14 protein-coding genes are annotated in these 13,135 nt (G+C 48.6%); 6 read left to right on the top strand and 8 right to left on the bottom strand.

The features are described from left to right. The first annotated feature begins 7 nt into the window (after window positions 1-7). Both ACFPK9_RS08190 and ACFPK9_RS08185 read left to right on the top strand, forming a co-directional pair. Window positions 8-1,411 (top strand): DUF1501 domain-containing protein, encoded by a 1,404-nt coding sequence (locus ACFPK9_RS08190; protein ID WP_377094362.1) that lies wholly within the window; start codon window positions 8-10, stop codon window positions 1,409-1,411. A 37-nt stretch (window positions 1,412-1,448) separates the two neighbouring features. After that, window positions 1,449-2,084 (top strand): hypothetical protein, encoded by a 636-nt coding sequence (locus ACFPK9_RS08185; protein WP_377094361.1) that lies wholly within the window; start codon window positions 1,449-1,451, stop codon window positions 2,082-2,084. A gap of 12 nt (window positions 2,085-2,096) precedes the next feature. Here ACFPK9_RS08185 and ACFPK9_RS08180 read toward each other — a convergent pair whose 3' ends face one another. Beyond that, window positions 2,097-3,068 carry a hydrolase gene (locus ACFPK9_RS08180; RefSeq protein ID WP_377094360.1) on the bottom strand — a complete coding sequence of 324 codons (972 nt, stop codon included), beginning with the start codon at window positions 3,066-3,068 and terminating at the stop codon, window positions 2,097-2,099. Between the two features lie 68 nt (window positions 3,069-3,136). Further along, window positions 3,137-3,814 (bottom strand): ROK family protein, encoded by a 678-nt coding sequence (locus ACFPK9_RS08175; RefSeq protein WP_377094359.1) that lies wholly within the window; start codon window positions 3,812-3,814, stop codon window positions 3,137-3,139. Between the two features lie 126 nt (window positions 3,815-3,940). On the opposite strand from ACFPK9_RS08175, the gene ACFPK9_RS08170 reads away from it, so the two are divergent. Then, entirely contained in the window at window positions 3,941-4,537 is a 597-nt protein-coding gene (locus ACFPK9_RS08170) for a helicase-related protein (RefSeq protein WP_377094357.1), read from the top strand. A gap of 17 nt (window positions 4,538-4,554) precedes the next feature. Here the strand turns inward: ACFPK9_RS08170 and ACFPK9_RS08165 are convergent, their stop codons facing one another. Together ACFPK9_RS08165 and ACFPK9_RS08160 are read right to left on the bottom strand one after the other, a co-directional pair. Beyond that, window positions 4,555-5,400, bottom strand: coding sequence for a DNA ligase (locus ACFPK9_RS08165; RefSeq protein WP_377094356.1), 846 nt, complete (start codon window positions 5,398-5,400; stop codon window positions 4,555-4,557). A gap of 2 nt (window positions 5,401-5,402) precedes the next feature. Next, complete coding sequence (locus ACFPK9_RS08160; RefSeq protein ID WP_377094355.1) at window positions 5,403-5,873, bottom strand: DUF1353 domain-containing protein; 471 nt, start codon at window positions 5,871-5,873, stop codon at window positions 5,403-5,405. Between the two features lie 111 nt (window positions 5,874-5,984). Between ACFPK9_RS08160 and ACFPK9_RS08155 the strand changes: the two genes are divergently transcribed. Both ACFPK9_RS08155 and ACFPK9_RS08150 read left to right on the top strand, forming a co-directional pair. Continuing rightward, complete coding sequence (locus ACFPK9_RS08155) at window positions 5,985-6,302, top strand: hypothetical protein (RefSeq protein ID WP_377094354.1); 318 nt, start codon at window positions 5,985-5,987, stop codon at window positions 6,300-6,302. Window positions 6,303-6,362: 60 nt separating this feature from the next. Then, the gene (locus tag ACFPK9_RS08150; protein WP_377094353.1) at window positions 6,363-6,833 is read left to right on the top strand and encodes a GAF domain-containing protein; all 471 of its coding nucleotides are present in this window, start codon (window positions 6,363-6,365) and stop codon (window positions 6,831-6,833) included. Here the strand turns inward: ACFPK9_RS08150 and ACFPK9_RS08145 are convergent. The 4 genes from ACFPK9_RS08145 to ACFPK9_RS08130 all read right to left on the bottom strand — a co-directional run bounded on the left by ACFPK9_RS08145 (window position 6,830) and on the right by ACFPK9_RS08130 (window position 11,411). Beyond that, the gene (locus ACFPK9_RS08145) at window positions 6,830-8,407 is read right to left on the bottom strand and encodes a phospholipase D family protein (RefSeq protein ID WP_377094352.1); all 1,578 of its coding nucleotides are present in this window, start codon (window positions 8,405-8,407) and stop codon (window positions 6,830-6,832) included. The genes ACFPK9_RS08150 and ACFPK9_RS08145 overlap by 4 nt on opposite strands. A 14-nt stretch (window positions 8,408-8,421) precedes the next feature. After that, a complete protein-coding gene (locus ACFPK9_RS08140; protein ID WP_377094351.1) occupies window positions 8,422-8,586 on the bottom strand; it encodes a hypothetical protein in 165 nt (54 codons plus the stop codon). A 55-nt stretch (window positions 8,587-8,641) separates the two neighbouring features. Next, window positions 8,642-10,720, bottom strand: coding sequence for a sodium-translocating pyrophosphatase (locus tag ACFPK9_RS08135; RefSeq protein WP_377094350.1), 2,079 nt, complete (start codon window positions 10,718-10,720; stop codon window positions 8,642-8,644). Between the two features lie 169 nt (window positions 10,721-10,889). After that, a complete protein-coding gene (locus tag ACFPK9_RS08130) occupies window positions 10,890-11,411 on the bottom strand; it encodes a hypothetical protein (RefSeq protein WP_377094348.1) in 522 nt (173 codons plus the stop codon). A 146-nt stretch (window positions 11,412-11,557) separates the two neighbouring features. Between ACFPK9_RS08130 and mqo the strand changes: the two genes are divergently transcribed. After that, complete coding sequence (gene mqo / locus ACFPK9_RS08125; protein ID WP_377094347.1) at window positions 11,558-13,060, top strand: malate dehydrogenase (quinone); 1,503 nt, start codon at window positions 11,558-11,560, stop codon at window positions 13,058-13,060. The last annotated feature ends 75 nt before the right edge of the window (window positions 13,061-13,135 follow it).

Below are 13,135 nucleotides of genomic sequence, written 5' to 3'. Positions count from 1 at the left end.
AAGTATTATGAAAAATAGTTTCTTTAATAAAACTGTCAGCCGCAGATCGTTTCTCCAAGATTGCGGTAAAATGACTTCGATTGGAGCGCTCTCCTCAATTATCTCTCTGAAGATGGTAAATCAGGTATTTGCCGCTAGGCCGTCAGGATCGATTACTGACTACAAAGGTTTGGTCTGTATTTTTTTCCATGGAGGTAATGATTCTTTCAACATGTTAACTCCTGGTTTGGGTTCAGCATGGGATAATTACGTGGCGACGCGTGGGAATTTAGCGCTGCCTCAAGCGGAGATGCATCGTATCGTCGATTCTGTATCAGGTCAGGATTACCATGTGCACCGTCGGATGGAGGGGGTAAAAAATCTCTTTGATGATGGAGATCTCAGTTTTGTTGCGAATGTGGGAACTCTAGTCGAACCTACGACCTTGAGCCAAATGCAGAACAGTTCTGTGAAACTTCCTTATGGTCTCTATTCTCACAATGACCAGCAAAAGCAGTGGCAGACATCCATTAGTGATACTCGATCCGGTTCAGTAACGGGTTGGGGTGGACGGATGTTAGAAATCCTCAATGATGCGGCTAACAATAATGCGACCGCCGCGGTTAATTTGTCACCTAGCGGAAGTAATCTTTTCCAAGATAGTGGAAGTTCCATTCCGTTTTCGATTAAAGGGGGAGTGAATAGTCTCGATTTGTATAAGTCGAATAGCTCGATAAAAGATGCTGTGGATTCTGATTTAGAAAAAGCATACAGCACGGTGCTACAAAACCATCACGAACACGTCAGAGCGAGGTCTATTGAACAAACTGAGCTTCTGGAAACGATCGCAGACAATACCGACATCGCGACGCCTTTCCCTAACACCTACCTTGGCAAGCAATTGCGCCAAGTGGCAATTTACATTAAGGCTCAAGGTGTGGATGGACTCAATGCTAACAGGCAGACTTTCTTTTGTTCTCAAGGTGGATTTGACCTACACGGTGAAGGACTTGATGCTCATAATAATTTGCTTCAATCGGTGAGCGATGCGCTTGTTGCTTTCAATGCAGCTCTGAAGGAAATTGGCTACCACGACAAAGTGGTGACTTACACGGCCTCTGATTTTGGCCGAAGTCTTACTACCAATGGCGGAGGTACCGACCATGGATGGGGTGGAAACCAGATTGTGATGGGTGGACCAGTCTCTGGTGGGCAAGTCTTTGGAGATTACCCAACCTTGGCGCTCGGAACCATGACTGATACTGGCCGGGGAAGACAATTGCCGACGACTTCGGTCGATGAGTTACATGCTTCATTGGCGTATTGGTACGGGATCGAGAATAATAATGAGATGGAGTTAGTAGTGCCGAATATTCGCAACTTCTGGACTTCTGGTTCCACGCAAACACCTATAGCAGGGATGTTTGGTTAGTCATCATGCTTAGAAGAAAAAGTTACAAAACTATTCTATGAAATGGATTTTAGCATTAGCAGTAGGCGGCTTGATTTGCATAAGCTGCCTGCTGCTTACTCAAACTAGTGAGCAGGCCGAACGAGCTGGAGGGGAGTTCTCTTCTCTAGTTCATTCAAAGGCTAAATTACGTGGTCATGGAGGTAGATCGAGTGATTTACAAGCCCCTGATCGGAGACTCTCTGAGGGGAAGTTAACCGCCGATCAGCGAGAGGCTGCAGTTCTTCAGTTTCGTTTTGATCAAATGTTGGCGAAGCTCAGAAATGATCCAAGTGATCCCCAACAATTATTGCCTGAGGCGACAGAATTGGGGGGTATGGAATTGGCACCTGAGACAGAAATCGATCATGTTCTTGCTTTGTTAGGAAGCTTCAGAAGCGTCGCCAACGGAGGGTATTTTCCCACTGGATTTAATTATGAGATCACCAATGCTCTGCTCGGAGATAATAAAAAGAAGATAGCTTTCATTTCGCGTGAAAATACTCGGATTAACCATGAAGGGGAGTTGACTGATAAGTGGGGTACTCCTTACTTTTTCCATTCTGAATCCAGCACGCGTTTGGAGGTACGTTCTGCGGGTCCAGATCTCACGATGTTCACTAATGATGATATTAGTTCCTATCAGATGAACTGATTACTCGTCTTTTTAAATGCTGAGGAATGCTCCAATGCGACTTTCGAGAAAGTACTTTGGTTTCCATGGCGGGCCGCCGGTGATGAAGCCGACGTGTCCGCCGAATGGATAGAGTTCATATGTGATGCTTTCTGAAAGCTGTGCGGGCTTGGGAATGACGGCTTCTGTCATGAACGGGTCGTCTTCGGCATGAATGATGAGTGTGGGCGTGGTCACTGCATTTAGAAATTGGAGACCGGAACATTTCGCGTAGTAGTCGTGGACATCGGCGAAGCCGTGGAGCGGTGCGGTAACGAGGTTGTCGAAGTCGTGAAATGTTTTCAGCTGGTGGAGTTGTGAGGGCTGTAGTGGCATGGAATCACGGAGCTGAGGGCTAGCTAGTTTTTCCGCGGTTTTACGTTGCAGCTTCTTAATCAAGTGGCGTTGGTAAATGGTGGAGAATCCGCCTTCGAGCCGTTTGGCGCAGGCTGAAAGCTGCAGGGGCGCGGAGACGATGACTGCTCGGTCGACGAGCGATTTCTCTTGTTGTTCGCCTAAATATTTTGCCAGGGCATTGCCTCCCAGACTGTACCCGACGGCGTGGATTTCGCGGCCTGGATGAAGCTGTTTTAGGTAGGTGAAAGTACGTTGAAAGTCGTTGGTTTCACCGCTGTGGTAACTGCGCGCGAGGCGATTGTTTTCCCCTGAACAGCTACGATGGTGGTGGACGACGGCAGGAATACCTTTTTGCTGACACAGCGTGATCAGGCGCTTGACGTAAGGTGAGTCTGATCCCCCTTCGAGCCCGTGGAGGATGACGACAACGCGATCAGACGGAGAGCTGGTGTCCGCCCAATCGAGGTCAATGAAGTCGCCGTCTTCTAACTCAAGTCGCTCGCGTCGCAGCGAAAGAGAGTGTGTTTTGAGAAAGGTCGGAAGAATGGTCTGGACGTGAGAGTTTTTAGCCCACCACGGAACGGGGAAATGCTTGAACCAGTTATGCATGATTCATAGCTGGGAGGTTGTACTGCACACAGCCAAATTAAAGGTGTTAGGTCTAGTTAGGGCCCCAATTACCAGTCAGCTTCCCACATGCGAAATCCGCCGTCGAAAGCGGCATGGTTCGTTACGCAACGTGTGTTCTCTGTAATGTTCTCGATGACTTTAGCATTACCACCACCTAGAACGACGTCGTCAGCATTGAAGGCGTGACGTAGAATTTTAATGATACGCAGTGCGTGTTTGTTCCATTTTTCTTGTCCAAGGTGTGCTTGGCCATCTTTACCAACGTAGTCTTCAAAGCTTTGTTTTTTACGGTAGGGTAAGTGACCTGCTTCCAGGGGGACCGCGGTGCCATTTTTAATGAGTGTGGTACCTAGACCGGTGCCAAAACCTAAGAAGAGCATCGTGCCGCCTTGGTAGCAGCCGATGGCTTGCATGGTGGCATCATTGATGACTTTTGTCGGTTTGCCAAAGGCAGCTTCGAAGTCGAAGTCGATCCAGCCTGTGCCTAAATTATGAGGCTCTTTCACTGGACGATTATTTTTACAGGCACACGGAGCACCTAGCGAGATCACATCGTAGTCCCAGTCAGCAGTTGCTTCACGCACTTGCTTGACGAGTCGTTTGGCTGTGAGGTCGGGATCAGATGGAATTTTAATACGGTTCTCAACGCCAGTTGCGATGAGTTTTATATTTGAGCCTCCGATGTCTACTACGAGGATGCGCTTTGTATCAGGATTGGATGCCATAGCTGACTGCATACTAAAGAGGTCTGTAGCGTCTGTGCAACTACGAATAGGTGGCGATCTTGTCGTGCTAAGTCTCGACAATCGGTGTAGACTCCGCCATTGAGGAATTTCTCAGTACATCAGATTATGGCCAGACACGCAATTTACGAAGTTTTCGATCATCAGAAGAACGATCTCCTTCTCCATTTATTGAATGCACAGGAGGAGCTTTCGCAGGTGTTGGTGGTTCTGCGCACGCGCGAGGGAGTGCACGCGCTCAGTACTGCATTGGCCAATGTTGGGATTGCAGTAGATTCTGTCCACGGAAAGAAAAAGTCAGAACTGATAGAGCGAGCTCTGAGTGATCTTAAATCTGGGAAGGTGCAAGTGTTGGTGGTGACTGACGCGTCAGCAAGGAATATAGATCTCACGGGAGTTCCTGCGATTATTCAGGTGGACATGCCCGAGTTGGTCTCTGATTATCAAGCGCGTTTGGGATTGGTTGAAAAATTAGAGAACGGAGTGTTTTACAGTTTTGAGAATCCGCACAATGCGAATGTTCTGGCTAAAGTGGAGGAGCTGTTAGGTGAAGAGATTGCCAGAGAGCGAGCTGAAGGGTTCGCCTATGAAACGCAGGCATTGCGGACGAAGCAGACTCGGAATAAGACGCCGAAGCGTGGTCCTCGTTCTAAGCCCTTACAGCACAAAAAGAAGAAGTGGAAGCCTAAGAAGTACACGCGATAATTGCGCTCTCCAGAGGCTTATTGTTCTTCTCGAATGCGTAAGAAGCGTGGGAACCTAGGTAATCCCGTGGCGGTGAGACCAGTGTATTGGTAGGTCACGGTCGAGCCGAGTGTGGGAGGGTACTTTCGTTGGGCATCTGAGAACCCGCTTCCTAGTTTGAGTTGCCGCCCATCTGGGAGTTGAACGATGAGGGCTCCTAACATTCCTGTGTATTTGCCTTTCCCAGGGGCATGGCCGATGACGACAGCCTCGGCGTCTTGGTGGGGTTTAAGTTTGAGCAAGTCATTGGTTCGCTGGGTCTGGTATGTTGCGCTTCCTTTGTGGAGCATGAGACCTTCACCGCCGTCGTTAACAAGTTGCTGCAGATACTGATGGAGCTCTGTTTCTGATTGGACTTTAAATTGCTTAACCGCTTTGAGCCATGGGCAGGAGTTTTTTGCTACAAGCTTTCTGATGGCTAAGACTCTTTGGTCTAAGTTACCCCCATGTTTTGGTAGGTCGAAGATGTGGTATTGGACTTTTTTCCAGTCATCATCGTTTGCCTGCTGGGTGCGGATGATGCCACTGACTTGGTCGAAGGATTCACGTGCAATCCAGAGTTCACCATCGAGTACTGTATCCTTGGGAAAAGCGGCTGTGAACCAGGCTGGTGCAGGAATGTTGCGACCACTGCGAGTAAGGAGTTGCTTGCCGTCCCAATAACCACGGACCCCATCAAGTTTTTCACTTATCCAATAGTCTGCAATGTCTATTGTCTGAGAGTCGTCGTAGCTCTGGGCTCGCTGCAGAGATGGGGCTAACGACTGAGCTCCACTAAATGGTACAAGGGAGAAAAAAAACGAGATGGCGAGTACTAGGCGCATAGTTACCAATATTTATAGAGAGTGTATCCTCTAGCGGCAGTTCCCATTAAATCGATTTTTTGCTGAGGGATGCGGTAGGCGTGCATGAGCTCGACAAAGTAATCGTCCGCTTGACTGCGTGAAATATTTTTCTGTGTGAAGCACCAATCATGGAACACAGCTGCCCACGTGGTAGGAGCATTGATATTGTCTCCGAGTGACTTTTTAATGTACGACGGAGCGGTGATACCGTTAGAGGTGTATCCTTTTTGCACGCGGAAAGTCTTGTTAGAAAGCTTCACTGTCCAAGCCTGGGTTACACGATAGTGGCCGTTCTCAAGTTTTGTGAGTTTAGGTTTGGCTGGTTTGTTAACGGGGGTGGGAGCTTTTCGGCTTATTTTTCTGTCAGGTCCCGCGCTCTGTGTTGGAGTGTAGGGAGCAGGCATACTGCAGGAGCATAGTGGGAGAATGCAGAGTAGAAGTAGGTAGCGCATAAAGTGAAGTTGTAGTGATATGTAAGTGTAGGGAGTTCCGGCTAGGTGACAATTGTGTTAGAAAGCTTTCCTGAGATTGCTAAAACCAGAAGATAAGAGTTAGTGTCTCTTATGCATTACTTTCTTTATTATCATGTGCAAGAGCCCAGTGGCAATGAGGGTTATCGTTTAGCGTATTTAGCTGATTGTGTTGTTAGTGGGCCCGATGGGTCATTAAAATTTGAATACAGCTTACCTGAAAAGGTGGCAGATTTTGAAATGCGTGACATTCGGGTGATATTGAGTTCTGAGTACCATCGTTACGACGTTCAAAGTGAGCATACGAGTGAACAAGGGAAAGTGTCATCAAAACAAATTGAGCCGACTACTGAACTTGAAAGTTACGAGGTGCGTGACTTGTTAGATGCGGCTGTGGCCCATCTGGGCTAGAACTAATTTATCCTAGGATTTTCTGAGACAAGTGTCGGGGTCTGGTGTATAGGTGAAAATATGAAAGAAGCAATTGAGCAACTTATTTCGCAGGCACCAGACTTAAGCTCAGAAGGTAAGGCTTCAGCAGTGCTGACTACAGTATTAGAAGCCTTTGACTGTGTGACTGGAACGATTCATTTCCTAAATCCTGATAGCCAGATGTTAGAGCTTGTTGTGCAACAAGGGGTGCCTCCCTTTTTGCTCGATAAAGTGTCATTGATTCCGATTGGTAAGGGCATAGCAGGAGCTGCTGCTGAGCAACGAGGGCCGGTACAAATCTGTAATCTTCAAACAGACACTTCTGGTGTGGCGAAGCCTGACGCGAAGAAGACGGATGTGGCGGGATCGGTAGCTGTCCCGATTATGGAGGGAGAAGTTCTCAAGGGTACGTTAGGGATTGGAAAAACCGAAGCCTATGACTTCAGCGAGCAGGAGATTAATGAGTTGAACCAGGTTGCTCATTGGCTTGCTCGAGCTAGGAGTGTTTAGAATTGGCCATCGATGGGGAGAATTTCTAAGATGTCAGATTTGAACCGTTTTAGTGCGGAGGTACTCGGATCGGTGTCCCAAGTTTCTCGCTGACCGTTGATCGTGGTGCTCCATTGTCGTTTGCCATTACTGTCGAGGGTAAGATGGTAGGCATTTTGGGGAAGTACGCCGCTATCTAGAAATTGGCAGATTTGTTCCGCGAATGGTTCACTTTCAATAAAAAGGCCGATTTCTGAATTAATTTTTGCGGAGCGGGGATCGAGGTTGTAGCTGCCAACGAAAGTGCGCTTCCGGTCGATGACGAGGGCCTTGGTGTGAAGTGTGGTAGATGCTTGTTTGGCAATGTCAGCGACATTTTCTCTAAGGTCGGCAGCATCGGGGCGAAATTCGAAGATGTTGAATCCTTCGCGCAGCAAATTGTCGGATGTTTCCTTATAGCTGGCTTGAGCGGCAGTTACGTCGTTAGAGGCGAGTGAGTTAGTAAGAACACGCACGTCGACACCTTTATTTTTATAGAGTTTAGCGAGTTCGATCCCGTCTTCACGCATGACAAAATATGCTGACTCTATCAGTACACTTTTTTGAGCAGCCAAGAGTTCTTGTTGTAGCTGAGCATAGACTGTGGGGCCTTCATCGGAGTTGTCCATGGATGCAACGCTGTCATAGAAAATTTCTGCTTTAGCCCAGATCATGGAGTTGGCTATTTCTTGTATACGCTCGCGTAGAGTAGAAGTATCGAGATCAATGGGGTAGGGAAATGGTGTCTCTGAGACTGCCTTGTGAAGTTTGGCGACTACTTCAAGATAGTCTTGTTGATCGACGGGTTCTTCAATGATTTTTTCTATAGCAACAGCAGCTTGACTATTCCAGAACTCATCGAATGTTGAAGAGGCTTCTTGAACTATTGGGCCGGCGGCAACGATATCGAGATCGCGCATGTTCGTATCTGAGTGTAGCCCGAAATAGTTATCTGCAATATTGCGTCCACCAATGATGGCGCAGGCATTGTCCATAACCATGAGCTTGTTGTGCATGCGTTTATTGAGTCTGTTGAAGTCGACGGCATATTCCAGAGTGCGGACGAAGCGATTGAGGGCTGGGTTGAATACACGAATTTCGATGTTTTCATGAACGGCAAAGCTGGCAGCTAGCTTGTCGCGGTCTGCAAAATTGAGTCCGTCAATGAGGATGCGGACGCGGACACCTCGCTCGGCAGCTCTCAATACATGCTCTGCGAGGACGTTTCCAGAGGTGTCGTTCTCCCATACGTAGTATTGGATATCGAGAGTTTTTTCAGCCAATGCTGTGAGTCCAATTCGGTTAGCAAAGGCGTCTTGACAGTTGTGGACGATTGAGAAGCCAGACTTCTCTGAATTTTTTGGGTTTGTATTTTCAAAGATCATGCCGAGCTGTGTTATCTCTGGATTTGATATGGCGAAAGTACTTGGACGATTAGTGGTACTGGGAAGTTTGGTGCAAGTGGTAGTGAGATAAAATACTGTGAAGGCCAGCATGCATATGAAAATAAGCTTAGCGACGAGATGCTGAGGGAGGCCAGGTTTTAGAGGAAGCATTTTGGGTGGGGCGGTTATTCAAACTCCGCCTTTTCGATAAATTTTTTGACTGGCCTGTGGATGATGTATTTCTCATCGACGACTTCGTTGCCCTGGCGGGTAGTTTGTTTGGTGACACAGCTTGTGAGTGAGAAAGCTGAAGTTAGCGCGATGAGGCTGAGTAAGAATTTACAGAACATAGAATGATTAGTTATCAAGGGGGGAGGCGTCTCACAAGCGGATACTATCTGTGAGCTAGAGTAATCCTGCAATCACTAGGGAGACGATAGCCATGACGTTAATAATGATGTTCATGGAGGGGCCTGAAGTGTCTTTAAATGGATCGCCAACAGTGTCGCCAACGACGCAGGCGCTGTGCACGTCTGAGCCCTTTCCGCCGAGGTTGCCATCCTCGACATATTTTTTTGCATTATCCCAGGCTCCTCCAGCATTCGACATCATGAGAGCCATAAGGATACAGCCTAACAGCGCTCCGACTAATGTGCCAGTGAGGGCGATAGCGCCTGAATCATTGAGGGCGTTGAAACCAAATCCTACAGCTATCGGCGTGCCGACAGCAAGTACGGCTGGGAGAACCATTTTCTTCGTCGCGGCGCGGGTTGCGATATCGACACATTTATCAGTTTCTGGTTCTGCCTTCCCTTCTAACAGTCCAGGGATTTCTCGGAACTGGCGGCGGATTTCGTTGATCATTTCGAAGGCGGCCTCGCCGACTGCCGTCATCGTGATGGCTCCATTGAGGAAGGGTACAATGCCTCCAATGAATAAACCGACGAAGAATGTGGAGAGTACAGCTTGGTCAGTGAGGTCGAAGTTAGCGAGGTTTGCTTTTTCGATGAAGGCAGTGATCAGAGCAAGAGCAGCTAGACCAGCAGCTCCAATGGCGAAACCCTTACCGATGGCTGCTGTGGTGTTTCCTACTGCGTCGAGACCATCAGTAATTTTACGGGTTTCGGGACCCATTTGAGCCATTTCGGCGATGCCGCCAGCATTATCGGCTACTGGGCCATAGGCATCGATAGCCATGGTAATCCCTACTGTTCCTAACATTCCAACTGCTGCGAGTCCTACTCCATAGAGCCCGACGAAATGATAAGAGACTGAGATGATTCCAGCGAGGGTGAGGAGAGGGATAGCTACTGAGCGCATTCCGAGAGCCAGCCCGGCAATCATAACGGTGGCGACACCAGTTTCGCCTTGGTGGGCGAGATCTCTGACAGGTTTGCCGCCGGTGTAATGTTCTGTAACTAGGCCTATAATGATACCGCCAGCGGCGCCAGCCAGCACCGCAAAGGCTGGGTTTGCGTTGAAGCCAAAGAAGCTGCATGTGATGAATGCGGCGATGATGTAGAGGATAGCTGAACCAATGGTGCCGATGCGAAGTGCTACTGCGGGTTCTTTGGCTGACATCAGGCGGACGAGTAGGATGCCGAGGACGGAGCAGAGTAGGCCAATAGTGGTCAGTGCAAGCGGGAGAAACATGAGGGTTTCCACTTTGTCGGCTGCGGCCCCCATTTTTTCTAACAAAGCATCTCCGCCGGTTTGAGCGACTCGAGCACCTGCAGCTCCAGCAATGGCAATGGTGGCGATCTGGGCTCCACAGTAGGATTCAAAAATGTCAGAGCCCATGCCTGCTACGTCGCCTACATTGTCGCCTACGTTGTCGGCAATCACTCCTGGGTTACGCGGGTCATCCTCTGGTATGCCTGCTTCTACTTTACCAACGAGGTCGGCGCCAACATCGGCTGCTTTGGTGAAAATGCCTCCACCGACTCGATAGAAAAGAGCGACTAGTGAGGCGCCCATGGCGAAACCTTCCATGATTTCTGCGACGTGGGGCCGGTGGTCACCAGAGATAAACATCCAAAAGAGAGTGCCTAGCCCTAACAGCCCCATAGAGGCCACGGTGAGACCCATGACTGACCCTCCAAAGAATGCAATTGCTAGAGCTGATGCAGCTCCTTCATCCTTTGCGGCAATGGTCGTTCTTACATTTGCTTTAGTCGCGGTGTACATTCCGATAAAGCCAGCAAATGAAGAAGCGAGACAGCCAAAGAGAAAGGCTCCAGCTTGGTAAATGGCGTACTCAGGCTTCTGGAAAAAGAAAATGAGGCAGGCTATGACGACGGCGAACAGTGAAATGAGGAAGAACTCTCGCTTCATAAAAACCATGGCACCCAAGTGGATTTTTTCGGCTATTTCTGCGACCTTGCCTTCGCCGCCAGAGCGCTTAGTGATCGATCCTAAAATAGCACCAGCTATGACTAGGCCAATGATGCCAGTGACTGGCGTGATCCAATACATTTCATTCATTGTTTCTAGGGGTCAGGGTTGTTGTGCTCTATCAGTTTAATCTAACAAAAATGAGGATGGAGCTAACTAGGCAGCATATGATAAAGTCTGCAGGAGACAACGAAAAAGTGGTATTTCGTGAAACATTAGAATGTGTAAATGTTTTTTGATCTACACTTTATGCGGATAGTTAGCGACCCCAGCCTTTATTCATTTGACCTAGAGATTGGCCAAAGACTTCATCTGCGGCTGATGGTAGAGCGCCGTTGCGTTCGAGAATTTCGTCGGCAATTTCGAGGATGAGCCTATTCGGGTTAGCGACGGGCCGAATTTCTTGGATGCTGACAGCTGATTCAAGCTCGCTTCCTGGACCGTAGAAATCACTGATAACTGCCATTGCGGTGGCAGTAGAGCGAGAAATTCCCGCCATGCAGTGGATGAGAAGATGCGAGCCTTGTGGAATGCTGCGGGCGAATTCAAGGCACAGGAGAACATCATTGTGGACAGGAGCTTGGCCAATCTCTTGTACTTCGGTGTCATCGAAGGTGGCGAAGTGAATGTTTGCATCGGGAAATCCGATGTGCATTTGTCGCTGGAATGTGGGGAGGCTGGGATTGGGGTGCCAGATGGAGATGATGTGAGTGAAGGGGCTGCGGTCGATTTTTTGGAAATCAACCACGCCGCAGATACTGATGCTGGGCAAATGGGGCATGGAGAGATGGGGGATAGATGAAAAATATTGATGGAAGTGCTGAGAGTGAAAGATGCTAGAAGTGATTTCGAATCTGGATGGGTTTGACAACGAGCCGCTTGTGGAATAGTCGCTTGCGCAACCATTTCTATCTCTTCCGGAGCACTATGAGCAAGAATCAAGTAAGCAGCAGTGAGCTAAACAATAATCCCGATGTGGTACTCATCGGTGGCGGAATTATGAGCGCAACCTTAGGCGTGATGCTCAAGCAGCTGAAGCCTGAGTTAACGATCCAGATCATAGAATCGCTCCCGAGTGTTGCGCTGGAAAGTTCTCATGCATGGAACAATGCGGGCACTGGGCACGCTGCATTGTGCGAACTGAACTACACGCCTCAACACGCTGATGGATCGGTGACAATCGACAAAGCGGTTAAGATTAATGAACAGTTCGAGCAGTCCAAACAGTTCTGGGCTTACCTTGTGGAACAAGGTGTGATCGAAGCTCCAGAGGACTTTATTCGTAAGGTGCCGCACATGAGCTTTGTGCGTGGCGAAGATGGTGTTGATTTCTTAAGCAAACGCTTCGAAGCGATGAAAGAACATCATTTCTTCGCGGATATGGATTATTCAGAAAACGTGGGTGAGATTGGTGAATGGGCACCTTTATTGGCGCAGGGGCGTGCTGCAGAGGAGAAGATTGCAGCGACCCGTGTGGACGGCGGTACTGATATTGATTTTGGCTCTCTTACTCAGATTTTAATTAACCACCTTAAATCACTTGATGGCGTGGATCTCGCGACGGAAACATCTGTGCGTGATATTGATCGCGTGCCGAGTGGTGGCTGGAAGGTGCGTGTGCGCCGAGATGGAGATCTTGGTTCTGAGAAGATTCACGCGAAGTTTGTTTTCATCGGTGCTGGCGGGGGCTCTCTGAAGTTGCTTCAGAAGTCTGGAATCCGCGAGGGCAAAGGCTTTGGCGGCTTTCCTGTGAGTGGTCAATTCTTGGTTTGCCAAGATGAAGAGATTATCGAGAAGCACGCCGCGAAAGTATACGGCAAGGCGGCTGTGGGCGCTCCTCCTATGTCTGTACCGCATTTGGATACACGTGTTATTGATGGCAAGAAGAGTCTACTATTTGGACCATTTGCTGGATTCTCTCCGAAGTTCCTCAAGCGCGGTTCTATTTTTGATCTGATCTCATCGGTCAAGCCGGATAATTTAGGTCCGATGCTCGCTGTAGGTCGTGATAACATGAGTCTTACTGAGTATCTTTATCAAGAGGTGGTCAATACGCATACGGATCGCGTGGACGTACTCCGTGAATTTTTCCCTGAAGCCGAGGAAGGCAATTGGAAATTGGTGACTGCGGGTCAGCGGGTGCAGATTATTAAGAAAGACCCAGAAGTTGGCGGAAAGCTGCAGTTTGGTACTGAAGTGGTTTCTGCTGAAGATGGTTCGATCGCAGCGTTGCTAGGCGCATCGCCTGGCGCATCGACATCGGTAGCGATTATCCTCGAGGTGCTCGAGAAATGTTTTGGAGATGAGGTTAAGGCTGGTTCGGAGAAGCTTAAAGCAATGGTCCATTCCTATGGAGATGTATTAGCTGACGACGCAGTACGCTACGCGGCTGAACGCGAGCGTGCGGATAAGGCCTTAAAAATCCTTTAAATGAATCACTGGGCATTCGGCCTATAAATTTAATGAGAGAAGGGCATCCAGATGGGTGCTCTTTTTTTATCAGAC

Origin of the sequence: Rubritalea spongiae (genome assembly GCF_042652385.1) — a bacterium.
Lineage (GTDB): Bacteria > Verrucomicrobiota > Verrucomicrobiia > Verrucomicrobiales > Akkermansiaceae > Rubritalea > Rubritalea spongiae.
This window is presented reverse-complemented; position numbering and strand designations above follow the sequence as displayed.

Bases quoted from the DNA above. Each gene is read 5' to 3' on its own strand.
- ACFPK9_RS08190 (WP_377094362.1), top strand. From the start codon at position 8: ATGAAAAATAGTTTCTTTAATAAAACTGTCAGCCGCAGATCGTTTCTC.
- ACFPK9_RS08185 (WP_377094361.1), top strand. From the start codon at position 1,449: ATGAAATGGATTTTAGCATTAGCAGTAGGCGGCTTGATTTGCATAAGC.
- ACFPK9_RS08180 (WP_377094360.1), bottom strand. From the start codon at position 3,068: ATGCATAACTGGTTCAAGCATTTCCCCGTTCCGTGGTGGGCTAAAAAC.
- ACFPK9_RS08175 (WP_377094359.1), bottom strand. From the start codon at position 3,814: ATGGCATCCAATCCTGATACAAAGCGCATCCTCGTAGTAGACATCGGA.
- ACFPK9_RS08170 (WP_377094357.1), top strand. From the start codon at position 3,941: ATGGCCAGACACGCAATTTACGAAGTTTTCGATCATCAGAAGAACGAT.
- ACFPK9_RS08165 (WP_377094356.1), bottom strand. From the start codon at position 5,400: ATGCGCCTAGTACTCGCCATCTCGTTTTTTTTCTCCCTTGTACCATTT.
- ACFPK9_RS08160 (WP_377094355.1), bottom strand. From the start codon at position 5,873: ATGCGCTACCTACTTCTACTCTGCATTCTCCCACTATGCTCCTGCAGT.
- ACFPK9_RS08155 (WP_377094354.1), top strand. From the start codon at position 5,985: ATGCATTACTTTCTTTATTATCATGTGCAAGAGCCCAGTGGCAATGAG.
- ACFPK9_RS08150 (WP_377094353.1), top strand. From the start codon at position 6,363: ATGAAAGAAGCAATTGAGCAACTTATTTCGCAGGCACCAGACTTAAGC.
- ACFPK9_RS08145 (WP_377094352.1), bottom strand. From the start codon at position 8,407: ATGCTTCCTCTAAAACCTGGCCTCCCTCAGCATCTCGTCGCTAAGCTT.
- ACFPK9_RS08140 (WP_377094351.1), bottom strand. From the start codon at position 8,586: ATGTTCTGTAAATTCTTACTCAGCCTCATCGCGCTAACTTCAGCTTTC.
- ACFPK9_RS08135 (WP_377094350.1), bottom strand. From the start codon at position 10,720: ATGAATGAAATGTATTGGATCACGCCAGTCACTGGCATCATTGGCCTA.
- ACFPK9_RS08130 (WP_377094348.1), bottom strand. From the start codon at position 11,411: ATGCCCCATTTGCCCAGCATCAGTATCTGCGGCGTGGTTGATTTCCAA.
- mqo (WP_377094347.1), top strand. From the start codon at position 11,558: ATGAGCAAGAATCAAGTAAGCAGCAGTGAGCTAAACAATAATCCCGAT.